Genomic DNA, 22,459 nt, shown 5'->3' with positions numbered 1-22,459 from the left:
CCAGAAGGCTATGCATCAACAGCATGGAAAATATTCTCCAAATGCATTGGATGCGTGTCAGGTAGCGGCTTTAAATGGTTTTTCTTATCCCTCAATCGTCTTGATTGTTTGTTTATAAGATCAAAAAAACATAAAGCCCACCGGACAACGGAGGTCATCCATGGCCCGAATCTCGCTGTTGAGCCTGCCACTGGCGGCCCCTGCCCAAGGGCGGCAGCCACGTTGGCCGCAACTGGGCGAACACCTGTTGCCCTGGCTGCTGCCGCTGGTGTTGTTCGCCCTATGGTGGTTGGCCAGCCGCAATCACTGGATGAGCGAGCAGATCCTGCCCGCACCGTCGCTGGTCTGGAGCAGCGCGGTGGAGTTGGCCGGCGGCGAATTGTGGAGCCACTTGGCGATCAGCCTGCAACGGCTGTTTTGGGGCTTGCTGGCGGGGGTGAGTGCCGGGGCATTGCTGGGGGCGCTGCTGGGTTTCAGTCCCCGAGCGGAGCGCCTGGTGTTCCCGACGTTCAGCGCCTTGTCGCAGGTCCCGACCCTGGCCTGGATCCCGCTATTCATGGTGTTTTTCGGAATTGGCGAAACCCTCAAGCTGGTGGTGCTGGTGAAGGCCATTGTGGTGCCGGTCACCCTGCATACGCTGGTGGGGGTGCGCGACGCCCAGCCCGGCCTGCGTGAAGCGGCACGGGTGCTGCGCCTGCCCTCTCACTTGTTGATCCGTCGCCTGATTCTGCCGGCCGCATTGCCGGCGTTCATGGCCGGTGTGCGCCTGGCCCTGGCCGCCGGCTGGACCTCGTTGCTGGCCGTGGAGCTGCTGGCCTCCAGTGAGGGCATCGGCTACCTGATGGTGTGGGCGCGGCAGCTGTTCATGCTGGATATCGTCTTCGTGTGCATCGTGGTGATCGGCGTGCTGGGCGTGGTCATGGACCGCGGCGTCGGCTGGCTGGACCGCAAGTGGGTGCACTGGCCGCATCCGGCCACCGCACAGATTCGCCGTGGCCCGCGCTACCAAGGCTGGCAACGCCTGCAACCATGGCTGCTGCCGCTGGGTTTAGTGGCGCTGTGGCAACTGGCAACACAGCAGGCCTGGGTGGATCCGAACATCCTGGTCAGCCCATGGGCCGTCCTGCAAACCACGGTGGCCGGGGTGCTGGACATGAGCCTGGTCAGCGCCCTGGCCCTGAGCCTCGGGCGCACCTTGGGTGGGTTGGTACTGGGCGGCGGCCTGGGCTTCATCGTCGGCTTGCTGCTGGGCCTGTCGCGCACCAGTGAACGGGTACTCGGCCCGACGCTCGCCGCCCTGCGCCAGATTGCGATTTTCGCCTGGGTCCCGCTGCTCACTGCCTGGTTCGGCCTCGGCGAATTGGCCAAGTGGGTGTTCATCGCCCTGGCCGCGTTTTTCCCGCTGTTTATCGCCACTCAACGCAGCGTGCTCAACCTGTCCCCACAACTGAATGAAGCAGCTCAGGTGTTGCGCTTGAGCCTCGGCCAGCGCCTGCGCCGCCTGGTGCTGCCGGGTGCGGCAGCGGGGATTTTTGCCGGCCTGCGCCTGAGCCTGATCTACGCCTGGCTGGGCACCATCGGCGCTGAATATTTCATGCCGTCCAACGGCGGCATCGGCAGCCTGATGATCGGTGCCCAGCAACTGCTGCGCATGGACCTGATCATGAGCGGCATGCTCCTGGTGGGCCTCACCGGCGCCGCTCTCAACCTTATCGGCCAACGCATCGAAACCCGCGCCACGCGCTGGAGACACGCATGAACGCACCTATCGTCAGCTTCACCCATGTGGGCAAATCCTTTGACGTCGACGGCTTCGAACTGGAGGCCATACGCGAATTCAACCTGGATATCGCCGAAGGTGAGTTCGTTGCGATCGTCGGCTCCAGCGGCTGTGGAAAATCCACCCTGCTGCGCTTGCTGGTGGGCCTGGACACACAGTTTCGCGGCCAGATCAGCGTCGATGGCAAGGCCGTCAGCGGGATTGGTGGCGAGCGCGGCATCGTGTTCCAGGAACACCGTTTGTTCCCTTGGCTGACGGTGGAAGAAAACATCGGCCTGGGCCTGGTCAACGAGCCCCTGAGCGTTGCCGAAAAGCAGCAGCGCATCGGCGATTTTATCGAGCTGGTGGGCCTCACCGATTTCACTCGGGCCTACCCGCACCAACTGTCCGGCGGCATGGCACAACGGGTGGCAATTGCCCGCGGCCTGGTGGCCAGCCCGCGCATCCTGCTGCTGGACGAACCCTTCGGAGCCCTCGACGCCCTGACCCGCCAGCAGATGCAGGACGAGCTGCTGGCCATCCGCGCGCGGGCGAAAATCACCACGATCCTGGTGACCCACGACGTGGAAGAGGCGATTTTTCTCGCCGACCGCGTGGTGGTCATGGAGCCCCGCCCAGGGCGGATCAAGCAGGTGGTGGACATCGCCCTGCCCCATCCGCGCCAGCGCAGCAGTTTCGACTTCCATCAGTTGCGGGAAGAACTGCTGCACGAACTGATCAGCGACGACCACTACCAGCCGCCGCTGCGCGAACAGATCCGCGACCTGCCCCTGGCCTTTATTGCCTGCTAACCAGGAGTAATCCTCAGTGCGTCGCCGTTTCAGCCGGATTGATCGCCACCGATGAATGGGTGGCGCGCTCAAACCGATTGGCCCGGGCAAAGGTGCCGAAATCGTTGAATCGCACGCCCATTTCAGCCATCACCTTGTGCGCCGTTTTCACCGTCATCTGGCGGATGTAGAACGGTTCCTTGACCACGAAATGATGAATCCCGTGGGTGCTGCCGAAGTTGAAGCAGAACGCCTGCAACGGCCACAACCACCACGGGTTGAGCACCTGGGTTTGCTGGATCACATTGCCCTGCTCGATGTCACCGTAGTAGTGCATGTTGGAGCTGACAAAGTGCAGGCAGAAGGTGCGCAGCACGTTGGGCCCGATGATCACCACGGCGGCGATGTCGATGATGTGCATCACTGCCAGCGTGTTGGCTGACCAGTCGATTGGCGCGCCCAGCAGGCTGGCGATGCCATTGGCGGCATGAAAGCCCAGGAACACATACCACGCGCCCCAATGCAGCAGCGCCAGCGGTGCGTAGACCAGCGCCGTGCGCTTGAGAATGCCCAGCTTGTGCTTCCAGGTCGGTGCGCGCAGCACCCGGATCAGCGCCGACATGATGTTGTCGCCGACCATCAGCAACCGGGCCAGGCCCCACGGTTCACCGTTGGTGATTGCACGCTCTTCGATATCGGTTTCGCTGCCGGACACCTTGTGGTGGTTGAGGTGGATGTGGCGTCGCACCCAAGGGTTGATGGTGCTGGGTCGCGCCAGCCACACCAGGCCCATCATCAGGTTGTGGGGCAGGCGTTGCTTGCGAAAGTACATGCTGTGGATCAGGTCGTGTTCCAGCTCGTGGGTCAATGACGCGAGGAACGCGTTGAGCAGCAGGCACACCCACCACGCCATGTGCCCGGTGATATACAGCGACGCTGAACCCAGCATGCCCACCAGAGCAAAGGCCAGGATGCCCGCGCCCAACGCGTCCTGATGCAGCAGCCACGGGTGGCGCTCGCGCAATAACAGGCCCTCGGCCAGCACCACTTCACGAATATGCGCTGACCGCTGTTGTGCGTTCATCTGCCGGGGGCTTGCAGAAGTACCGTCCATGCTTCCATCCTCTGTCTTATTGATGCGTACATCCTGCCCTATGCGATCTGGCGGGACGCTAGCCCCACACGCCAACCTGTTGACCGCAAGCGCCAATCAACATGAACGAACCGACCTCCCTCGCCAGCTGGACCCGCGCCCTGCGCAAGCAGCTCGACGCCCTGGGCCTCGACAGCGCCGCGTTGTGCGCCCAGGCCGGGCTCGACCCGCAGCAGATGGACGATCCCAACGCGCGCTATCCGTTGTCGGCCACCACGCGTCTTTGGGAACTGGCGGTGCAGGCCAGTGGCGACCCGGCGATTGGTTTGCGGGTGTCGCGGTTTGTCAGCCCAACCACCTTTCATGCGCTGGGTTACGCGCTGGTGGCCAGCGGCAGCCTGCGGGAAGTGTTCGAGCGGATCGTCCGCTATCACCAGGTGGTCAGCGACGCCCTGAGCCTGGAGCTTAGCCGGGAGGGTGATCGTTATCGTTTTCGCCTGCAACAGCCTGCCGGCACACCCGCACCGGCGTTTGAGGCGATTGATGCATTCGCGGCGATTTATGTGCGTACCTGCCGTAATCGCCTGGGCCGGGATTATGCACCGCTGGCGGTATACCTGAGACGGCCCGAGCCGGCCGATCCCAAGCCGTGGCACACGGTGTTTCGTGCACCCGTGTTTTTCGCCGCCGAGGAAGACCGTCTGGAATTCGCCGCCCAGGACTTTGACAGTCATCTGGATGATGCCAACCCGGAGTTGGCCGAACACAATGAAACCGTACTCAAGCGCACCTTGGCACAACTGCGACCGCTGACCTGGGAGCGCAAAGTGCGTTCGGCCATTGAAGCGCAGTTACCCGACGGTGAGCCGAGTGCCGAGCGCATCGCCCAGGCGTTGCATTTGAGTTTGCGCAGCTTGCAGCGGCACTTGGCGGATGAGGGCTGCCGGTTTGATGCGCTGCTCAATGAGTGCCGGGAGAACCTCGCGCTGCTGCACCTGCGGGACCCCGAGTGCTCGCTGGCGGAGATCAGTCATTTGTTGGGGTTTGCCGATACCAGCAGTTTCAACCGGGCGTTCAAGCGCTGGACCGGGATCACGCCGGGGCAGTTTCGGGATGGGTTGAGGTAGCTGGAGTTGCGGTGGCTGTGTGGGCCTCTTCGCGAGCAAGCCCGCTCCCACATTTGACCGAGTACATCCTTTGGAATGCGGTCAAATGTGGAAGCGGGCTTGCTCGCGAAAGCGGTCGATCAAACACCACAAAAGCCAGAATCAGTCAGCGCCCACGATCCCGCCGCAACACTTTCTTCACCCGCGCCACCAACGCCCGGGCCTCAAACGGCTTGAGCAAATAATCATCCTCATGCAATTCCAGCCCACGCAGCCGGTCTTCAATCCCGTCAGGCGTGGTCAAAAACAGCATCGGTGTCTCACCTTTCAACCGAATCGCCTGCTGCAGCTTCCAGGCATTCAACCCCGGCAGCATCACATCCAGGATCACCAGGTCGTATTCGGTGTTTTCCACAAAGCGCAGGGCCGCCATGCCATTGGCCGCCACCTCCACCGTGTAACTGGCCTCTTCAAGACTGCGGCCCATCGCCTCTGCCGCCTCTGACTCGTGTTCCACCAACAGGACGCGCATAACACACCTCGAATAATCGTGAACGCAGGCTACCACCCTCAGGCGTGCGCCGCCTCGCGCAAACGCTGCGGGTCGAGGATTTCGATCTCGCCATAGCCCAGGCGCAGGATGCCTTGGCTCTGCAGGTTCTTGAGCAACGCGTTGGTGGTCTGGCGCGACAGGCTCAACATCGCGGCGAGGTCTTCCTGGGGCAGTTGCAGCACCTGCCGCACCTGCTCGATGTCGCCGTAGCCTTCGGCGATCATCAGCAAGCGGTGCGCTACCCGTACCGACGCCGGCATCAGGCTCAATTGCTCGATATTGATAAAGGTCAGGCGCAGCTTCTGGCTCATCAGCAGGGCCATGTCGCGCCAGTAACGCGGAGTCTGTTCAAGGATGTGCAGCAAGGCCGGCTGCGGCACCTGCAACAACGTACAAGGCCCTGCGGCGCAGGCATCGTGGGTGCGGGGCAACCCGTCGAACAGGGAGATCTCGCCGAACCAGTATGGCAACTCCGCCAGGCTCAACACTGCCTCCTTGCCCTGCTCGTTCACCGCGCTGATGCGCAGGGAGCCTTCCAGCACCGCGTACAACCCACACGGTGGGTCACCGCGCTTGAACAGGTATTGCCCCGCCGTCAGCTGCCGCAACCGGGCGCTGACCAGCAAGCTATTCTGTAAGTCAGCAGGCAGATGGCTGTACCAGTGACCGGTGGCCAGCCGTGGGTGCCACTTCTCTACATCCATCCGAACTCCGAAGATTGTCGGCCAGTTGACAGTGTGTCGCGGGCCTACAGGGCATGATCAAACATCCTACAGGAGGAACAACAATGAAAAGCCTCGTCGACCATCTCAGTCAATACGCCGCCTACCACCGTGACCCGCGCAATATCGCCAGCCACTTTATCGGCATCCCGCTGATTGTGGTGGCGGTGGCCGTGCTGCTGTCACGCCCCGAATGGACGGTGGCCGGGCTCTGGCTGTCGCCTGCGGTGCTGCTGGCACTGTTCTCGGCGTGGTTCTATTTGCGCCTGGAGCTGGCACTCGGTGTGCTGATGACGGTGCTGATGGGCCTGTCGGTGTGGGCCGGGCATGTGCTGGCGGCGCAAAGCACGCTGGTGTGGCTGAGCAGCGGCATCGGCATGTTCGTGGTGGGCTGGGTGATCCAGTTTGTGGGGCATTACTACGAGGGGCGCAAGCCGGCATTTGTCGATGACGTGTCCGGGTTGATCGTGGGGCCGTTGTTTGTGGTGGCGGAGTTGGCGTTTCTGGTGGGGCTGCGGCATGACCTGAAGCGGCAGATTGAAGAGCGTTCTGGGCCGGTGCGGACAAATCAGAAAAATGTCGCCGCCTGACCACTGTAGGAGCGAGCTTGCTCGCGAAAAACCAGAGAGCGCCGCGTTCATCCAGCATGAATGCGTTATCGTTAACGATTTTCGCGAGCAAGCTCGCTCCTACAGTGGGTTGCATCGGTCTTAGGCTTTTTGCCAGACCTTGGGTTTGAAGAACAACGTCTCGCCCCGTGCCAGGCCGGTCAGGCTGTCGTGGTCTTTCACCACTTCGGCCTCGATCAGTTCGCTCTGGCCTTCGACCTTCAGGGTCACCCGGGTAGTCGCGCCAAGCGGGCGAATATCACGCACTTCAGCCGCGTGGTGGTCTTCCAGCTCATGGCGTGACAGCGACACTTCATGCGGGCGGAACAGCACGTGCTTGTCTTCACCCAAATGCAGGCGGTTCGAATCCCCAAGGAAGTGATAAACGAAATCACTGGCCGGGTTTTCGTAGACTTCGCCCGGTGAGCCGATCTGCTCGATCACACCCTTGTTCATCACCACGATGCGGTCCGCCACTTCCATGGCTTCTTCCTGGTCGTGGGTCACGAAGACCGAGGTCAGGTTGATGTCTTCGTGCAGCCGCGCCAGCCAGCGGCGCAGTTCTTTACGAACCTTGGCATCCAGGGCGCCGAACGGTTCGTCCAGCAGCAGCACTTTAGGCTCTACCGCCAGGGCGCGGGCCAGGGCGATACGCTGGCGCTGGCCGCCGGAGAGTTGTTCCGGGTAGCGATCCGACAGCCAATCGAGCTGCACCATGTTCAGCAACTCATGGACTTTTACCGCGATCTGGCTTTCTGTGGGGCGCTGGTTTTTCGGTTTCATGCGCAGGCCGAACGCGACGTTGTCGAACACCGTCATGTGGCGGAACAGCGCGTAATGCTGGAACACAAAGCCGACGTTACGATCACGCACGTCGTGGCCGGAGACGTCTTCACCGTGGAACACAATGCTGCCGGCATCCGGGGTTTCGAGCCCGGCGATGATCCGCAGCAAGGTGGTCTTGCCGCAGCCGGACGGGCCCAGCAACGCCACCAGCTCGCCACTCTGGATGTCCAGGTTGATGCTGTTCAGGGCCTTGAAGGCGTTGAAATTCTTGCTGACATTACGGACTTCGATCGACATGACTTATTCCTCAGCCGCACCGGCGCGCAGGCGGTTAATACGGTTCTCGCTCCACTGCTTGAGCAGCAGGATGAAGAGCGCCAGGATCAGCAACAGACTCGCGACGGCAAACGCGGCGACGTGGTTGTATTCGTTGTAGAGGATCTCGACGTGCAGCGGCAAGGTGTTGGTTACGCCGCGAATGTGGCCGGACACCACCGACACCGCACCGAACTCACCCATGGCCCGCGCGGTACACAACACCACGCCGTAGATCAGACCCCACTTGATGTTCGGCACGGTGACATGCCAGAACATCTGCCAACCGTTGGCGCCCAGCAGGCGCGCGGCCTCTTCTTCCTGGGTACCCTGCTCCTGCATCAGCGGGATCAGCTCACGGGCCACGAACGGCACGGTGACGAAGATGGTCGCCAGCACGATACCCGGCAAGGCAAACACGATCTGGATGTCATGGTCTTGCAGCCACGGGCCAAAGAAGCCCTGAGCGCCGAACATCAACACGTAGACCAGGCCGGCGATCACCGGCGATACCGAGAACGGCAGGTCGATCAGGGTCACCAGGATACTTTTGCCACGGAACGAGTACTTGCTCACGCACCAGGCGGCACTGACACCGAAGACCAGGTTGAGCGGTACCGAAATCGCCACGGCGATCACCGTGAGTTTCAGCGCCGACAGCGCGTCCGGCTCAAGGATTGCCGTGAAGAATGCACCCAGGCCATTTTTCAGGCCCTGGGACACCACGATAAACAGCGGCAGCAGCAGAAACAGCGCGAAGATCAACCAGCCAAGGCTGATCAGGATGCGCCGGGATACAGCACTGCCACGGCGGGCAGCGTTCGCCGACGAGGCGGCGGAAATAGACGATTGGGACATGTTCCGCGCCTCCTTATGGGGTTTCGATGCGCCGCTGCAACAAGTTGATCAGCAGCAGCAGGACAAAGGAAACCACCAGCATCATCACGCCGATGGCAGTGGCGCCGGTGTAGTCGTATTGGTCGAGCTTGACCATGATCAGCAGCGGCAGGATCTCGGTTTTCATCGGCATGTTGCCGGCGATGAAAATCACCGAACCGTATTCACCCACACCGCGGGCGAAGGCCAACGCAAAGCCGGTCAACCAGGCCGGCAGCAGCGCTGGCACCAGGATATAGCGGAACACTTGCAAGGGCTTGGCGCCGAGGCAGGCGGCGGCTTCTTCGATTTCCCGGGGGATATCGGCCAATACCGGCTGCACGGTACGCACCACGAATGGCAGCGTGACGAAGGTCAGCGCCAGCGTGATGCCCAAGGGGGTGTAGGCGATCTTGAAGCCCAGGTCGGCGGCGAACTGGCCCACCAGGCCGGTGGGCGTGTACAGCGCGGTGAGCGCAATACCGGCGACGGCGGTGGGCAGGGCGAACGGCAGGTCGATCATCGCATCGATGATTTTTCGACCCGGGAAGGTGTAGCGCACCAGCACCCAGGCCAGCAGGGTACCGATGATGCCGTTGATGATCGCTGCGCAAAACGCCGTGCCGAAGCTCAGTTTCAACGCCGCCAGCACGCGGGGTGCGGTGATGATGTTCCAGAACTGATCCCAGGTGAGTTGAGCGGCATGTACAAACATCGCCGCCAGGGGGATGAGTACGATCAGGCTGAGGTACACCACGGTGTAGCCCAGCGTCAGCCCGAAGCCGGGTATGACGGGGGAGATACGACGCGACATAAGAGTCCTTGGTTAGCGGAACGGACATGCAAAACCCGCAAACGAATGCGGGCTCCTGATCCCTGTAGGAGCGGGCTTGCCCGCGAAAAACGTCAACGATAACGCGGGCAGTCAGCAAGCACGCGGCGTCATGAAGTTTTTCGCGAGCAAGCTCGCTCTTACTGGGCCGAGTAGATCTGGTCGAACACGCCACCGTCATTGAAGAATTTCGGTTGGGCAGTTTTCCAGCCGCCGAAGTCTTTGTCGATAGTCACCAGGTCCAGTTTCGGGAACTGCTGGGCGTATTTGGCGGCGACTTTCTCATCGCGTGGGCGGTAGAAGTTCTTCGCCGCAATCTCCTGGCCAGCCGGGCTGTACAGGTGCTTGAGGTATTCGGTGGCGATCTCGGTGTTGCCCTTTTTCTCGGCGTTCTTGTCGACCACGGCCACTGGCGGCTCGGCGAGGATCGACAGCGAAGGTACAACGATGTCGAACTTGTCGGCGCCGCCGTCTTCTTTCAAGGCCAGGAAGGCTTCGTTTTCCCAGGCCAGCAACACGTCACCCTGACCGTTGTTGACGAAGGTGATGGTCGAACCGCGAGCGCCGGTGTCGAGGATCGGCACGTGCTTGAACAGCTCTTTCACGTATTCCTGGGCCTTGGCTTCGCTGCCACCGGCTTTCAGGCCGTAGGCCCAGGCGGCGAGGAAGTTCCAGCGGGCGCCGCCGGAGGTTTTCGGGTTCGGGGTGATCACGGAAACGTCTTTCTTGATCAGGTCGCCCCAATCCTTGATGCCTTTAGGGTTGCCCTTGCGCACCAGGAACACGATGGTCGAGGTGTACGGAGTGCTGGCGTCCGGCAGGCGGGTTTGCCAGTTTTCCGGCAGGGTCTTGCCCAGTTTTGCGATTTCGTCGATGTCACCGGCCAGGGCCAGGGTTACGACGTCGGCACGTAGGCCGTCGATCACCGCGCGGCCTTGCTTGCCCGAACCGCCGTGGGATTGCTGGATCTTGACGTTGTCGCCCGGGTGCGACTGCTTCCAGAAGCTGGTGAATTCAGCGTTGTAGTCCTGGTAAAGCTCGCGGGTCGGGTCGTAAGACACGTTGAGCAGTTCGTAATCCTTGGCAACGGCGGAACCGGCAAACACGGCACTGGCCAGTGCTGCCAGGGCATAACGGCGAATCGACGACATAGAAGGCTCCTGAAATTCTTGGGTGTTGGCTTTTTTCTTATAGTTGCGGGTCTTGCAATCGAATCGCCGATCTTGCTCAGCTCGGTTTGTTGCCCGGGTTCTGCAAACGGAATTTCTCTTTGCGTTCGATCTGTACTACCTGGGCGTTGTGCACAGTGATTTCCACCGCACCAAACCGCAGATCGCGCAGAGCGCTCTGGATCTCGCGCAAAATGGCTGCTTCGTCCTGGCCGTCAACGCTACGTAGAGATGCGCTCATGGTCGTGCTCCTGAAATGAGAAGTGCCTCGCAGTGGCGGCACTGCTTGCGGCGTGAGGGCGATAGTAGATAAGCGCGGATATTCTTAAAAATACTATTTAAGAATGTTTATATAACCAGAAAGAATTTTCTGGTGGGACGTGGGGTTGCGAGGGGTTTTGCGGGACGGCCCGTGAAATAAAGCCGTGTGGAGATCCAAATGTGGGAGCGGGCTTGCTCGCGAAGGCGGCGTGTCAGTCAATACATAGGTTGGCTGATCCACCGCATTCGCGAGCAAGCCCGCTCCCACACTTGGCCCTATTTCAAATCAAGCCAGGCGGTATTTAGCGAATTGTCGGCGCCGTCGTCCAATCCAGCTCACTGGCCGGCATCGGCCGACCAAACCAGTACCCTTGGCCCAGGTCGCACTGTTGTTCCAACAGAAACCGCGCCTGATCGACCTGCTCGATGCCCTCGGCATGCACCTGCATGCCCATGCTTTGCGCCAATGCGATTACCACCCGCACAATCGCCGCATCGTCCTCATCCCACGGCAACCCGGCGACAAAGCCCTGATCGATCTTGAGCTTCTGCACCGGCAAGCGCTTGAGCCGCAGCAGTGATGAATAACCGGTGCCAAAGTCATCAATCGCCAGGCGCAAGCCCAACTCCCGCAGGCGGTGCATTTGCTCAAGGGCGACTTCCGGGTCTTCCATGACTGCGCTTTCGGTCACTTCGAGCTCCAGAAACGCCGGATCCAGCCCGGTATCGTGCAATACCTTGGCCACTTGGTCGTACAGCTCACGCCGGGCAAACAGGCGGCTGGACACATTCACGGCGAGGAACGTCAGCGGCGCGCCGTCGGCCAGCCACTGGCACATCTGGCGGCAGGCCTGGTCCATGACCCAAGCGTCGATATCGGCAATCAGCCCGGTACGCTCGGCAATCGGGATGAATTCTCCCGGCGGCACCAGCCCGCGCTCCGGGTGCTGCCAGCGCACCAGGGCTTCGACACCGATCAGGCGGCTGTTCTGCAACTCGTGCACCGGCTGGTAGTAGACCCGCAGCTCTTGCTGCTCCAGGGCGCGGCGCAGTTCGCCGGCCATTTCCACCCGGTGCTGGGCGTGGGCGGTGAGTTCTTCGGTATACAGGGCGTAGCTTTCGCGGCCGGCGCTTTTGGCCTTGAACAGCGCAGAATCGGCGTTACGCAGCAGTTGCTCGGCGCTCAGGGCATCGCCGGGGAACAGGCTGATGCCGATGCTGGCGCTGATAAACAGTTGATGACCGTCGAAGATAAAGGGTTCTTTCATCGCATCAAGGATGCGTTGCGCCAGTGCGGCGGCCTGGACCAGCTGTGGACAACTTTCCGCCAGCACCGCAAATTCGTCGCCGCCCAATCGTGCCAAGGTCACGCCGGGGCCGAACAGACTTTGCAGACGCTCGCCGACCGTCTTGAGCAACTGGTCGCCGACGTTATGGCCGAGGCTGTCGTTGATGATTTTGAAGTGGTCGAGGTCGAGCAGCAGTAAGGCGCAGCCACGTTTATGCACCTGCGCCGATGCCAGGGCTTGTTCGGCGCGGTCGGTGAACAGCAGGCGGTTGGGCAGGTCGGTCAGCGGGTCGTGGTGGGCCAGGTGGGCCAACTCGTGCTCGGAATGCTTGATGGCGCTGATGTCGGAGAACACCGCGACGTAGTGGCTGATCTGGCCCTGATCATCGCGGATCACCCGGATGGTCTGCCACTGCGGGTAGATTTCGCCGCTTTTTCGGCGGTTCCAGATTTCGCCGCTCCATTCACCGTCGCGCTCCAGCGTCTGGAACATGGCCTGGTAAAAACTGGCCGAGTGGCGTCCGGACTTGAACAGGCTCGGCTGGTGGCCCATGACGTCTTCGCACTGGTAGCCGGTGATTTCGATAAAGGCTCGGTTGACGTGAACAATCAGCCCCTTGGCGTCCGTGACCAACACCCCTTCGCGGGTGCAATCGAATACGGCAGCGGCCTGGCGCAGGCGTTCACGGTTTTCCCGCAGTGGTTGCTGGACCAGGTTCCCCCGGGCAAAACGGGCGCAGAGCAGATAGATCGCCAGGGCACTGAGGCTGACCCACAAGTAACCGCGCATCTGGAGCCAGTAGCCCAGCTCCACGGGTTCATCGATAAAGTTGATCAATACCTGATGGCTGAGCTGAATCCACACAATCGAAACCAGCAGGTACACCAGCCCTGCACGCAGGGCACCTCGGTATGAAAACAGCATATGTTTAGTAATCCTTACTAAAAAACCAGATTCGCCCTACAAAGGTTACGGATTATAGAATAAGAAACATCCAGTCACTCCTATCTGAAAGGGCGGCTGGTTTTATCTGTAGGCTTAGTGATAATGCGCAAGCTGGTTTTTTCTTTATCTGAGGGCCATACAGCCTATGTGGTACAACGGTTTTCTTGACTTGTCGGCCTGGCAACTGGTTGCAGTCACCCTGTTGATGACCCACGTGACCATTGTCGGGGTCACGGTCTATCTGCACCGCTATTCAGCCCACCGCTCCCTGGAGCTCAATGCTGGCCTGAAACACTTCTTCCGCTTCTGGCTGTGGCTTACCACGGCGCAGAACACCCGCGAGTGGACCGCTATCCACCGCAAACACCACGCCAAGTGCGAAACCGTCGATGATCCCCACAGCCCGGTGATCAAGGGCCTGTCCACGGTCCTGCGCAAAGGCGCCGAGCTGTACCGCGCCGAGGCCGAAAACCCCGAGACCCTGCGCATCTACGGCAAGAACTGCCCGGAAGACTGGATCGAACGCAAGCTCTACACCCCCTACCCGCTGTTGGGCGTGGCGATCATGGGCGTGATCGACCTGCTGCTGTTCGGCACTATCGGTATCACCATCTGGGCTATCCAGATGATGTGGATTCCGTTCTGGGCCGCCGGCGTGATCAACGGCCTGGGCCATGCCATCGGCTACCGCAACTTCGAATGCCGCGACGCGGCGACCAACCTGATTCCCTGGGGCATCATCGTTGGCGGCGAAGAACTGCATAACAACCACCACACCTATCCCAACTCCGCCAAATTGTCGGTGAAAAAATGGGAGTTCGACCTGGGCTGGGCCTGGATCAAAGTGTTCAGCTTCCTGCGCCTGGCCAAGGTCCAACGGGTCGCGCCGATCGCCCACCGGGTTGAAGGCAAGGGCCACCTGGACATGGACACCGCCATGGCGATCCTCAACAACCGCTTCCAGATCATGGCCCAGTACCGCAAGTTGGTGATTGGCCCGCTGGTCAAGCAGGAACTGGAGAAGGTCGATCACTCGGTGCGTCACCAATTCCATCGCGCCAAGCGCCTGCTGTCGCGGGAAACCAGCCTGCTGGATGACCGTCACCACGTGCGCATCCAAAGCATGCTGGAACACAGCCAGGCCCTGAAAGTGATCTACGAGAAGCGCCTGGCGCTGCAACAGATCTGGCTGAAAACCAGTACCAACGGCCACGACATGCTGGCGGCGATCAAGGAATGGGTACACGAGGCCGAGGCCAGCGGGATTCAATCCCTGCGGGACTTTGCCCATCAACTGAAGACCTATTCGCTGCGGCCTGCCGCGGTCTGATCACGGCTGTAGCGAGCCGATTTTTTGTGGCGAGGGAGCTGCTGTGGCGAGGGAGCTTGCTCCCGCTGGGCTGCGTAGCGGCCCCAAAATCTTGGGAGCGCTGCGCACTCCAGCGGGAGCAAGCTCCCTCGCCACATCAAGCCCCTTACCCCAACAGGCTCACTCCTACATGTTTCTGGCGCCATTTCTTGGTCGCCTCAAATCGGCGCTGATAACGGAACTTAGCTGCAAATTCCCCCTCTCAAACAACACTTCGCCATCCCGGCGGCCCTTGTTGTGACCGCTGCCCAACCCCGCGGCATGCCCAGAGAGAGTTGTGCCGATGGTCCCCGAAAAGACCTTCACCGACACCCCCGTCCACGATCAGCCACGACCGGCCGCCGCCGCTACGTTGCTGGCGCTGATGCATGCCCAGGGCGAAGTGGAACGCTTGAGTGAACGCGAGCAACTGCTGAGTTCGCTGCTGGTCAGCGTGAATGCCGTGCTCTGGGCTATCGAGTGGGACACCCGCCGCGTGCTGTATGTCAGCCCGGCCTATGAGCGGGTTTTCGGACGTACGGCGGGCATGCTGCTGGCGGACCATCGAGAATGGCGCAACAGCATTCACCCCGAAGACCTCGACTATGCCGAGCACAGCCTGGCCCAAGTGCTGCTCAGCGGCGCCGTGGAAGACCGCGAGTACCGCATCATCACCGCCGACGGGCAGATCCGCTGGCTCAGCGACAAGTGCTACATCAGCCAGCAGGCCGAACCCGGCCAGCCGGTGATCGTGGTGGGCATGGCCGAGGACATCACTGAAAAGAAGCAGCTTGAGCTTGAGTTGCAGCGCCTGGCCACCACCGACGTGCTGACCCGCAGCAGCAACCGCCGGCACTTCTTCGAGTGCGCCCACCACGAGTTCGAACGCGCCTGCCTGCAAGGCACGCCTTTGGCGTTCCTGTTGCTGGACATTGATGACTTCAAAGTGGTCAACGACACCTACGGCCATCTGGAGGGCGATCAGGTGTTGCAGCGTATCGCCGAGAGCGGTCGAGGGGTTCTGCGCCGTGGCGACCTGTTCGGGCGCATTGGCGGCGAAGAATTCGCCGCCGTGCTGCCCGGTTGCGCACCGGAGATGGCAATGCAGGTGGCCGAACGCCTGGGGCACGAGATTGCGCAACTGAGTTTCAGCCATGACGGTGAGAGCTTCGCAGTCACCGTCAGCCAGGGCCTCGCCAGCCTGACCGCCGAGGATGCCAACGTCGACAGCCTGTTCGCCCGCGCCGACGCCGCGATGTACGAGGCCAAGCGCCAAGGCAAAAACCGCGTACTCGCCGGCTGAGCTACACCATTACCTGTGGGAGCCGGGCTTGCCCGCGATGCAGGCACCTTGGTGTGTCAGCTGTACCGGGATGATGCTATCGCAGGCAAGCCAGCTCCCACACTGGCCCGCATCGCCTGCTAAGTTTTGCGCATACGCGCCAATTCCGGCAAACCCACCTTGAGCAAGCGCGCCGTCTTGCTTTTTGCCAGCGCCTCGACGCCTTCATGCTCGGTCAGCCGCGCCAACTGCGCCGCCAGGTTCACCACCAGCGCTTCCCGGGAATACACCCCGCCTTCCAGCGAGTAAATCGCCGCGATCAACTGGCGCAACTCCAACGGCAAGCGCCAGCGCGTGCGCAGCGCCGAGCCATAGGCCGCGCCGAAGGTGTAGAGGGACTCGCCAATCGCTTCGTCATCCAATTCGCCACCGCCTTGCAACCAGTCTTGCAGGCATCGCAACAAAGCCAGGTCGCCAAGACGATGGAGAATGCCGGCGCTGTAGCAGCGCTCGTGATCAAGGTCGAGCATGCGCGCCAGGCTGCGGGCGTAATCGGCGGTGCGTTGGGACAGCTGCCAGTAACGCTCGGCGTAATCCTTGAGGCTCGGGTCGCTCAGCACCACGTTGTGCTTGAGGGCCAGCCCCAGGATCAGGTTCATGCTCTGCCCGGCCGCCAGCTTGTGCAGGGCCATGGCCAGGGTTTGTACCGGCGAGCCGTGATGGCCGGCGCTGTTGGCGGCGGCGATCAGCACAGCGGTGATTTGCGGGTCCATGCGCACCTGCTCTTCCAGGCGCTTGAGGTCCAGGCCCTCCGGTTCCAGGCTGTATTGCACCGCGGCCTGCACGTCGACTCGCAGCGGCGCGCCATCGGACGCTTCGCGGCGCCGCTCCAGAAACACCGGCAAGGTCATGCCCGGCGCCAGGGCCGGAACTTCGCAATACACCGTCTCGCCTTCATTCAGCAGCAAGTCTTGCAGGCGCTGGGTCAGGCTTTCCATATTCAAGGGTTTGGTCAGGTACGCCGTCGGCGCCAGGGGCAAGACTTCGTGCACGCTGGCGCTGTCGTTGCGGGTGCCCAGCAGGATAAACGGCAACAGCGGCGATCGCCGTTGCTGGCGCACGCTGTGCAACAGGCTCAGGCCATCGACGCCGGGCAGCTCCCAGTCGGCGATGATCAGGTCGTAGGGTTTGTCACGCAGCAGCTCGGCGGCTTGCTGGCCATCGGCACACACATCCAGCCGTGCGTCACAGCGCACATTCAGCAACACCTGCTTGAGCAAATCCCGGGACCAAGGGTCGGCCTCGGCAATCAGCACACGGGGTACAGCAGGTAAATCAACAGCAGTCATCCAGCACGCTCCATCGGCAATACCAGCACCTTAGACAAAGGAGCCGCCTGCGTACAATGAACAACGGCTGAATACCGTTCATCGGGCACAAAAAAACCCGCCTAAGCGGGTTTTTTGTCGATCAGGTCAACTTTCGATCACAGCTCGGAGAAGCACTCTTCGATGATCGCCAGGCCTTTGTCCAACTGCTCGTCCGGCGAGGTCAGCGGAACCAGCACGCGCAATACGTTGCCGTAGGTGCCGCAGGACAGCAGGATCAAGCCCTTGTCGCGAGCCTTGGCCACCACGGAAGCAACGGCAGCGGCGTTCGGCTTGTGGCTGTCGCCATCTTCGAACAGCTCGACCGCAATCATCGCGCCCAGGGCACGCACTTCGCCGATCACCGGGTACTTGGCCTGGATAGCTTTCAGGCCGGTCACCAGGCGCTCGCCGACAGCCTTGCAGCGGTCCAGCAGGTGCTCTTCTTCGAACACTTCCATCACGGCCAGGGCCGCGGCGCAAGCGATCGGGCTACCCGCGTAGGTGCCGCCCAGGCCACCTGGCGCGATGGCATCCATGTATTCAGCCTTGCCGCACACGCCGGCCAGCGGGAAGCCGCCCGCGATGGATTTGGCGAAGGTGGTCAGGTCGGCAGCGACGCCCATCTGTTCCATGGCGAAGAAGGTACCGGTACGGCCGGCACCGGTTTGCACTTCGTCGGCGATCAGCAGGATGCCGTGCTTGTCGCACAGCTCGCGCAGGCGCTTCATGAACGATTTAGGCGCGACGTAGAAACCGCCTTCGCCCTGCACCGGCTCGATGATGATGGCAGCGATATCACGCGGCTCGGCATCGTTCTTGAAGATGCGTTCGATGCTGGCGATGGAGTCGTCATCGCTCACACCGTGCAGTTCGTTCGGGAACAGCGCGCGGAACACGCCGCCTGGCATCAGGCCCATGCCGGCCGAGTAAGGCACGACTTTACCGGTCAGGCCCAGGGTCATCATGGTGCGACCGTGGTAAGCGCCGGTGAACGCGATTACGCCGGCACGGCCAGTGGCAGCACGGGCGATCTTCACGGCGTTTTCTACCGCTTCGGAACCGGTGGTGACCAACAGGGTTTTCTTGGCGAAATCACCCGGCACCTTGGCGTTAACTTTTTCGCACAGCTCAACGTACGGCTCGTAGGCCAACACCTGGAAGCAGGTGTGCGTCAGCTTGTTCAGTTGCTCGGTCACCGCCGCAATGATTTTCGGGTGCAGGTGACCGGTGTTCAGCACGGCAATACCGCCGGCGAAATCGATGAACTCGCGACCTTCAACGTCGGTCACGGTGGCGTTCTTCGCCGACTCGGCGAAGATCGGGTGAATCTGGCCAACACCGCGTGGTACAGCGGCTTCGCGGCGTTTCATCAGGGATGCGTTGGTCTTGCTCATAAAGTCCTCATTCGCCACTCATCGGGTGGCGTGGTCCAAGGAATACGTGGCGGGGAGGCAACTACGGCAGCATGCGATGATCGACTGCCACAGCTTTCCCGGCCACTACGAATAACGGTGTGAAACACGCAAAGGGACAGCGCTCTCGTGCCCTCTGCGTTTACTGCAATCTCGCCCCGGGCTTAGATGCCCAGGCAGAGGTATTTGATTTCCAGGTAATCCTCGATCCCGTACTTGGAGCCTTCACGGCCCAGGCCCGAAGCCTTGATGCCGCCAAACGGCGCCACTTCGTTGGAGATCAACCCGGTGTTGACGCCAACCATGCCGTATTCCAGGGCTTCCGCCACTCGGAACACACGGCCCAGGTCGCGGGCATAGAAGTAGGAAGCCAGGCCGAACTCTGTGTCGTTGGACATCGCGATCACTTCGGCTTCGTCTTTGAAGCGGAACAGCGGCGCCAGTGGGCCGAAGGTTTCTTCCTTGGCCACGGCGGCGTCTTTCGGCACGTTGACCAGGATGGTCGGCTCGAAGAAGTTGCCTTCCATCACCTTGCCGCCGGCCAACAGGGTTGCGCCTTTGCTCAGGGCATCAGCGATGTGTTCCTGAACCTTGGCCACGGCCTTCTCGTCAATCAGCGGACCGGTGGTGGTGCCTTCTTCCAGACCGTTGCCGATCTTCAGCTTGGCCACCGCCACTTTCAGTTTTTCGGCGAACGCGTCGTACACCGAATCCTGAATGTACAGACGGTTGGCGCAGACGCAGGTCTGGCCGTTGTTGCGGTACTTGGAAATGATCGCGCCTTCGACGGCCTTATCCAGGTCTGCGTCGTCGAACACGATGAACGGCGCGTTGCCGCCCAGTTCCAAGGAGACTTTCTTGATGTCCTTGGCGCATTCGGCCATCAGTTGGCGACCGATTTCGGTGGAGCCGGTGAAGGACAATTTACGCACGATCGGGTTGCTGGTCAGCTCGCTGCCGATATCGCCGGCGCTGCCGGAGACCACGCTGAACACGCCTTTCGGAATGCCGGCACGCTGGGCCAGTTCAGCCAGGGCGAACGCGGAGAACGGGGTTTGCGACGCAGGCTTGAGCACCATGGTGCAACCGGCGGCCAGGGCCGGGCCGGCTTTACGGGTGATCATCGCGGCCGGGAAGTTCCACGGCGTGATGGCCGCGGTAACGCCGATCGGTTGCTTGATCACGATCAGGCGCTTGTCCGGCTGGTGGCCGGGAATCACATCACCGTAGACGCGCTTGGCTTCTTCGGCGAACCACTCGATGAACGAAGCGGCGTAAACGATTTCGCCCTTGGCTTCGGCCAGCGGCTTGCCTTGCTCCAGGGTCATCAGGCGAGCCAGGTCATCCTGGTTCTCGATAATCAGCTCGAACCAGCGACGCAGCTTGTTGGCGCGGTCCTTGGCGGTGAGTGCACGCCAGGCCGGCAGGGCCTTGTCAGCCGCTTCAATGGCGCGACGGGTTTCGGCGGCGCCCATTTTTGGCACGGTACCGAGGATTTCGCCGGTAGCGGGGTTGTTGACCTTGATCGTTTGACCGTTGTCCGCATCGACCCAAGCGCCATCAATGAAGGCTTGCTGGCGGAACAACTGGGTGTCTTTGAGCTGCATGTCGGCTTTCCTTAACAGCACCGCGCACGCGCGGAGCGAATTAGAGTTGTTGAAAGGCGCCTTGAGGGCTGCCGTCAGGGAAATCATTCACTGGGCGCAAGCACGTAAATAGCGCACGAAAGGACAAATGTGCGGTTCAGCACCCAGGCAGGAGCGTTTGAAATCTCAAACGAATCCTAGGATCAATGGGGGTGCAGGGCAATAGTCTGTTCGAAAAAAAGAACGAAAACGGCGCATTTGCTCCATTTTTCTGATCAGCGTGTTTCAGGCGAGTTCAACCGTATTGCACCGAGACGCCCGGCACAGGGCGCCAGCGGTACGTATTCCTACTGGCAGGAGGCCGAAAAGCGGCATGGACGCCCAAGGTCGACATGGGTATGATGTCGCCCGCACAAGCATCCGTAGCTCAGCTGGATAGAGTACTGCCCTCCGAAGGCAGGGGTCGTGGGTTCGAATCCCGCCGGGTGCACCAGATACAGATGAAAAAGCCCCAGGTCGAAAGACCTGGGGCTTTTTTGTGGATAGAAATATTGCATTTGTGACTCGACGGCTGATCGCCTATACCATGCGCGGGCTAGTATTTTCTGACGATCAATACGCAGGCGATGAAAAGCGCGCCGCTCGACGACCGCCGGTGAAGGTCGAAGGAACTGCCATGAATATCGAATCGATTACGATCAATGGATTTAAAAGTGTCACGAACCTGACACTAGAGAGCTTATCGCCGTTCACTGCACTGGCCGGCTCGAACGGCGCAGGGAAAAGTAATATTACCGATGCTCTCGCTTTCTTTGGCGCCATCGTAAAAAGAGGCGCCTCTACTGCGATTCGTGACTTTGGTGGTTTTCAACAAATCCATTGCTTCAAGCATCGTAAACAAAAAAGAACGACTATCTCTTTCGAGATAAAAATTCAGATTGATAACGAAAATTTCGAGTATGCCCTCAAGATAGTTGAAATTGACAAAGCTCCTCAGGTGGTCGAAAACCTAAAAATCAACGGCACTCAATACATTGACCGCAGGCAGAATGGCGAAACAAAAGTAACGCTGACAGATTACTCACCGCTTCAGTCCTTCTTGGAATACCCCCAAGACATGACTGCGCTTATGCTTTTAAGTAACTCTGCATTGTATAAGTTCCTAACCAATATTCGTGTTTACCGTATTGATCCAATTGCCGCCAAAGAGCCGGACAACTCGACCGCAGATGCAACCATGCTGGATAGCCATGGCAGAAACGTTGCAACCATGCTGTCTATCCTGGAGAAGGACAAGCACTTCCGGACCCAAGTTCTGGAATGGATAGAACTGATTGTTCCCGGCATGGAAAATGTCTCAACTGAAAAACAACGACTGGATAGCACCACTGTCATCACATTCAAGGAGGAAGGGACAAGAACTCATTTCCCAGCACGCCTGATTTCGGATGGCACTATTTACGCTTTATGCATAATGACAGCAGTCTTAAGTCGGACCTCTCAAGCCGGTTTAACTATTATCGAAGAGCCTGAACGGGGTATCCACCCCAAAGCAATTGGCGAGCTGGTCGCACTCATGCGTGACAACGCCACCGTAGATCATCCGGTATTCATTACTACCCACAGCGAATCTGTGGTGCGCAACCTTAACCCTGAAGAGCTCTGGCTAGTTAATAAGCTAGAAGGCCGGACGAACGTCAAATGCGCAGCCGAATCAAGAGTCGATAAAAAACAAATCCCCCTTGATACCGCTTGGCTGACCAATTTGTTTGACGGGGGTCTGCCATGGTGAAGGTAGGTTTTATCGTAGAAGGCGACTGTGAACGAATCGTAGTTGAATCTTCAAAATTCAAAAAAATATTGACTGATGCTGGGTACGAACTCGTCACACCAGTGATCGACGCAAAAGGCGGAGGCAACCTCCTGCCCCATAATATCGAGGTCTTCATTCAAGTTCTTGAAACAAGGGGAGTGGAAAGAATCTATGTGCTGACCGACTTAGAGGACGATGACTCAGTTGATATCGTCCGTAATCGAATCCAAAACCAAAAATTGGAGATGGTCTTTGTAGCCGTGAAAGCTCTTGAAGCATGGTTCCTTGCAGACACCCAAGCCATGAGTCAATGGCTAAAGCAAGGGTACAACGAGCCCCAGCCAGAAAGGACGACAGACAAGCCTTATGATCGTCTCAAAGAAATCGCCAGAGAATTGGGAACCTCAGGACCTGGTAACAAGCCCGCCTTTGCTAAAAAAATGATCAAGCATTTCGGATTCAGCGTGACGCGTGCAGCCGAACACCCAGAATGTCCAAGCGCTCGGGAGCTGGTCGAGTACTTCCGGGCGCCCTGACTTAAGC

20 protein-coding genes and 1 tRNA gene are annotated in these 22,459 nt (G+C 60.1%); 9 read left to right on the top strand and 12 right to left on the bottom strand.

Annotated features, from left to right (window positions below; translation table 11 throughout):
- Positions 1 to 160 precede the first annotated feature (160 nt).
- A complete protein-coding gene (locus HBJ59_RS30060; RefSeq protein WP_167665663.1) occupies positions 161 to 1,759 on the top strand; it encodes an ABC transporter permease in 1,599 nt (532 codons plus the stop codon).
- The gene (locus HBJ59_RS30055) at positions 1,756 to 2,571 is read left to right on the top strand and encodes an ABC transporter ATP-binding protein (RefSeq protein WP_167665662.1); all 816 of its coding nucleotides are present in this window, start codon (positions 1,756 to 1,758) and stop codon (positions 2,569 to 2,571) included. The genes HBJ59_RS30060 and HBJ59_RS30055 overlap by 4 nt, the downstream gene beginning before the upstream one ends.
- 13 nt (positions 2,572 to 2,584) lie before the next feature.
- On the opposite strand, the gene HBJ59_RS30050 is transcribed toward HBJ59_RS30055, so the two are convergent.
- Positions 2,585 to 3,664, bottom strand: a complete 1,080-nt coding sequence (locus tag HBJ59_RS30050; protein WP_167665661.1) for a fatty acid desaturase — start codon at positions 3,662 to 3,664, stop codon at positions 2,585 to 2,587.
- A gap of 101 nt (positions 3,665 to 3,765) precedes the next feature.
- Between HBJ59_RS30050 and HBJ59_RS30045 the strand changes: the two genes are divergently transcribed.
- Positions 3,766 to 4,770 carry an AraC family transcriptional regulator gene (locus HBJ59_RS30045; protein WP_167665660.1) on the top strand — a complete coding sequence of 335 codons (1,005 nt, stop codon included), beginning with the start codon at positions 3,766 to 3,768 and terminating at the stop codon, positions 4,768 to 4,770.
- Positions 4,771 to 4,915: 145 nt separating this feature from the next.
- Here HBJ59_RS30045 and HBJ59_RS30040 read toward each other — a convergent pair whose 3' ends face one another.
- On the bottom strand, positions 4,916 to 5,281 hold the full coding sequence (locus tag HBJ59_RS30040; protein ID WP_076015543.1) for a response regulator transcription factor: 366 nt from the start codon (positions 5,279 to 5,281) through the stop codon (positions 4,916 to 4,918).
- Positions 5,282 to 5,319: 38 nt separating this feature from the next.
- Positions 5,320 to 6,006 carry a Crp/Fnr family transcriptional regulator gene (locus tag HBJ59_RS30035; protein WP_167665659.1) on the bottom strand — a complete coding sequence of 229 codons (687 nt, stop codon included), beginning with the start codon at positions 6,004 to 6,006 and terminating at the stop codon, positions 5,320 to 5,322.
- A gap of 83 nt (positions 6,007 to 6,089) precedes the next feature.
- On the opposite strand from HBJ59_RS30035, the gene HBJ59_RS30030 reads away from it, so the two are divergent.
- The gene (locus tag HBJ59_RS30030) at positions 6,090 to 6,614 is read left to right on the top strand and encodes a DUF962 domain-containing protein (protein ID WP_167665658.1); all 525 of its coding nucleotides are present in this window, start codon (positions 6,090 to 6,092) and stop codon (positions 6,612 to 6,614) included.
- 120 nt (positions 6,615 to 6,734) lie between these two features.
- Here HBJ59_RS30030 and HBJ59_RS30025 read toward each other — a convergent pair whose 3' ends face one another.
- The 6 genes from HBJ59_RS30025 to dibA form a co-directional block, all read right to left on the bottom strand.
- Positions 6,735 to 7,715, bottom strand: a complete 981-nt coding sequence (locus tag HBJ59_RS30025) for a sulfate/molybdate ABC transporter ATP-binding protein (RefSeq protein WP_063033633.1) — start codon at positions 7,713 to 7,715, stop codon at positions 6,735 to 6,737.
- Positions 7,716 to 7,718: 3 nt separating this feature from the next.
- Positions 7,719 to 8,591, bottom strand: a complete 873-nt coding sequence (gene cysW, locus HBJ59_RS30020; RefSeq protein ID WP_167665657.1) for a sulfate ABC transporter permease subunit CysW — start codon at positions 8,589 to 8,591, stop codon at positions 7,719 to 7,721.
- Positions 8,592 to 8,604: 13 nt separating this feature from the next.
- Positions 8,605 to 9,423, bottom strand: coding sequence for a sulfate ABC transporter permease subunit CysT (gene cysT / locus HBJ59_RS30015; protein ID WP_076015547.1), 819 nt, complete (start codon positions 9,421 to 9,423; stop codon positions 8,605 to 8,607).
- A 158-nt stretch (positions 9,424 to 9,581) separates the two neighbouring features.
- The gene (locus tag HBJ59_RS30010; protein ID WP_003218143.1) at positions 9,582 to 10,592 is read right to left on the bottom strand and encodes a sulfate ABC transporter substrate-binding protein; all 1,011 of its coding nucleotides are present in this window, start codon (positions 10,590 to 10,592) and stop codon (positions 9,582 to 9,584) included.
- 76 nt (positions 10,593 to 10,668) lie between these two features.
- The gene (oscA, locus tag HBJ59_RS30005; RefSeq protein ID WP_003170956.1) at positions 10,669 to 10,851 is read right to left on the bottom strand and encodes a sulfur starvation response protein OscA; all 183 of its coding nucleotides are present in this window, start codon (positions 10,849 to 10,851) and stop codon (positions 10,669 to 10,671) included.
- A gap of 322 nt (positions 10,852 to 11,173) precedes the next feature.
- Positions 11,174 to 13,084 carry a phosphodiesterase DibA gene (gene dibA, locus HBJ59_RS30000; protein ID WP_167665656.1) on the bottom strand — a complete coding sequence of 637 codons (1,911 nt, stop codon included), beginning with the start codon at positions 13,082 to 13,084 and terminating at the stop codon, positions 11,174 to 11,176.
- A gap of 166 nt (positions 13,085 to 13,250) precedes the next feature.
- Between dibA and desA the strand changes: the two genes are divergently transcribed.
- Both desA and HBJ59_RS29990 read left to right on the top strand, forming a co-directional pair.
- Positions 13,251 to 14,435, top strand: coding sequence for a delta-9 fatty acid desaturase DesA (gene desA / locus HBJ59_RS29995; protein ID WP_010168824.1), 1,185 nt, complete (start codon positions 13,251 to 13,253; stop codon positions 14,433 to 14,435).
- Between the two features lie 322 nt (positions 14,436 to 14,757).
- Positions 14,758 to 15,756: a sensor domain-containing diguanylate cyclase gene (locus HBJ59_RS29990; protein ID WP_076015549.1), complete on the top strand. Its 999-nt coding sequence runs from the start codon at positions 14,758 to 14,760 to the stop codon at positions 15,754 to 15,756.
- A gap of 119 nt (positions 15,757 to 15,875) precedes the next feature.
- Here the strand turns inward: HBJ59_RS29990 and HBJ59_RS29985 are convergent, their stop codons facing one another.
- From HBJ59_RS29985 to gabD, 3 genes are all read right to left on the bottom strand, one after another.
- Positions 15,876 to 17,084 (bottom strand): HDOD domain-containing protein, encoded by a 1,209-nt coding sequence (locus HBJ59_RS29985; RefSeq protein WP_167665655.1) that lies wholly within the window; start codon positions 17,082 to 17,084, stop codon positions 15,876 to 15,878.
- Positions 17,085 to 17,221: 137 nt separating this feature from the next.
- Positions 17,222 to 18,499, bottom strand: a complete 1,278-nt coding sequence (gabT, locus tag HBJ59_RS29980; protein WP_167665654.1) for a 4-aminobutyrate--2-oxoglutarate transaminase — start codon at positions 18,497 to 18,499, stop codon at positions 17,222 to 17,224.
- Positions 18,500 to 18,681: 182 nt separating this feature from the next.
- Positions 18,682 to 20,124: an NADP-dependent succinate-semialdehyde dehydrogenase gene (gene gabD, locus HBJ59_RS29975; RefSeq protein WP_003218155.1), complete on the bottom strand. Its 1,443-nt coding sequence runs from the start codon at positions 20,122 to 20,124 to the stop codon at positions 18,682 to 18,684.
- Between the two features lie 395 nt (positions 20,125 to 20,519).
- Between gabD and HBJ59_RS29970 the strand changes: the two genes are divergently transcribed.
- The 3 genes from HBJ59_RS29970 to HBJ59_RS29960 all read left to right on the top strand — a co-directional run bounded on the left by HBJ59_RS29970 (position 20,520) and on the right by HBJ59_RS29960 (position 22,452).
- Positions 20,520 to 20,596, top strand: a tRNA-Arg gene (locus tag HBJ59_RS29970).
- A gap of 45 nt (positions 20,597 to 20,641) precedes the next feature.
- Positions 20,642 to 21,895 carry an AAA family ATPase gene (locus tag HBJ59_RS29965; RefSeq protein WP_318304601.1) on the top strand — a complete coding sequence of 418 codons (1,254 nt, stop codon included), beginning with the start codon at positions 20,642 to 20,644 and terminating at the stop codon, positions 21,893 to 21,895.
- The gene (locus HBJ59_RS29960) at positions 21,889 to 22,452 is read left to right on the top strand and encodes a DUF4276 family protein (RefSeq protein WP_167665653.1); all 564 of its coding nucleotides are present in this window, start codon (positions 21,889 to 21,891) and stop codon (positions 22,450 to 22,452) included. Before HBJ59_RS29965 ends, HBJ59_RS29960 begins: the two co-directional genes overlap by 7 nt.
- Positions 22,453 to 22,459 lie beyond the last annotated feature (7 nt).

Origin of the sequence: Pseudomonas sp. AN3A02 (assembly GCF_011765255.1) — a bacterium.
Lineage (GTDB): Bacteria > Pseudomonadota > Gammaproteobacteria > Pseudomonadales > Pseudomonadaceae > Aquipseudomonas.
The sequence above is the reverse complement of the archived record's forward strand: the minus strand, read 5'-3'. Positions and strand labels throughout refer to the sequence as shown.

Coding starts and splice junctions, on each gene's coding strand:
- HBJ59_RS29990 (WP_076015549.1), top strand. CDS start 14,758: ATGGTCCCCGAAAAGACCTTCACCGACACCCCCGTCCACGATCAGCCA.
- gabT (WP_167665654.1), bottom strand. CDS start 18,499: ATGAGCAAGACCAACGCATCCCTGATGAAACGCCGCGAAGCCGCTGTA.
- gabD (WP_003218155.1), bottom strand. CDS start 20,124: ATGCAGCTCAAAGACACCCAGTTGTTCCGCCAGCAAGCCTTCATTGAT.
- HBJ59_RS29960 (WP_167665653.1), top strand. CDS start 21,889: ATGGTGAAGGTAGGTTTTATCGTAGAAGGCGACTGTGAACGAATCGTA.
- HBJ59_RS30055 (WP_167665662.1), top strand. CDS start 1,756: ATGAACGCACCTATCGTCAGCTTCACCCATGTGGGCAAATCCTTTGAC.
- HBJ59_RS30050 (WP_167665661.1), bottom strand. CDS start 3,664: ATGGACGGTACTTCTGCAAGCCCCCGGCAGATGAACGCACAACAGCGG.
- HBJ59_RS29985 (WP_167665655.1), bottom strand. CDS start 17,084: ATGACTGCTGTTGATTTACCTGCTGTACCCCGTGTGCTGATTGCCGAG.
- HBJ59_RS30060 (WP_167665663.1), top strand. CDS start 161: ATGGCCCGAATCTCGCTGTTGAGCCTGCCACTGGCGGCCCCTGCCCAA.
- HBJ59_RS30045 (WP_167665660.1), top strand. CDS start 3,766: ATGAACGAACCGACCTCCCTCGCCAGCTGGACCCGCGCCCTGCGCAAG.
- desA (WP_010168824.1), top strand. CDS start 13,251: ATGTGGTACAACGGTTTTCTTGACTTGTCGGCCTGGCAACTGGTTGCA.
- dibA (WP_167665656.1), bottom strand. CDS start 13,084: ATGCTGTTTTCATACCGAGGTGCCCTGCGTGCAGGGCTGGTGTACCTG.
- HBJ59_RS30040 (WP_076015543.1), bottom strand. CDS start 5,281: ATGCGCGTCCTGTTGGTGGAACACGAGTCAGAGGCGGCAGAGGCGATG.
- cysW (WP_167665657.1), bottom strand. CDS start 8,591: ATGTCCCAATCGTCTATTTCCGCCGCCTCGTCGGCGAACGCTGCCCGC.
- HBJ59_RS30030 (WP_167665658.1), top strand. CDS start 6,090: ATGAAAAGCCTCGTCGACCATCTCAGTCAATACGCCGCCTACCACCGT.
- HBJ59_RS30025 (WP_063033633.1), bottom strand. CDS start 7,715: ATGTCGATCGAAGTCCGTAATGTCAGCAAGAATTTCAACGCCTTCAAG.
- cysT (WP_076015547.1), bottom strand. CDS start 9,423: ATGTCGCGTCGTATCTCCCCCGTCATACCCGGCTTCGGGCTGACGCTG.
- oscA (WP_003170956.1), bottom strand. CDS start 10,851: ATGAGCGCATCTCTACGTAGCGTTGACGGCCAGGACGAAGCAGCCATT.
- HBJ59_RS30010 (WP_003218143.1), bottom strand. CDS start 10,592: ATGTCGTCGATTCGCCGTTATGCCCTGGCAGCACTGGCCAGTGCCGTG.
- HBJ59_RS30035 (WP_167665659.1), bottom strand. CDS start 6,006: ATGGATGTAGAGAAGTGGCACCCACGGCTGGCCACCGGTCACTGGTAC.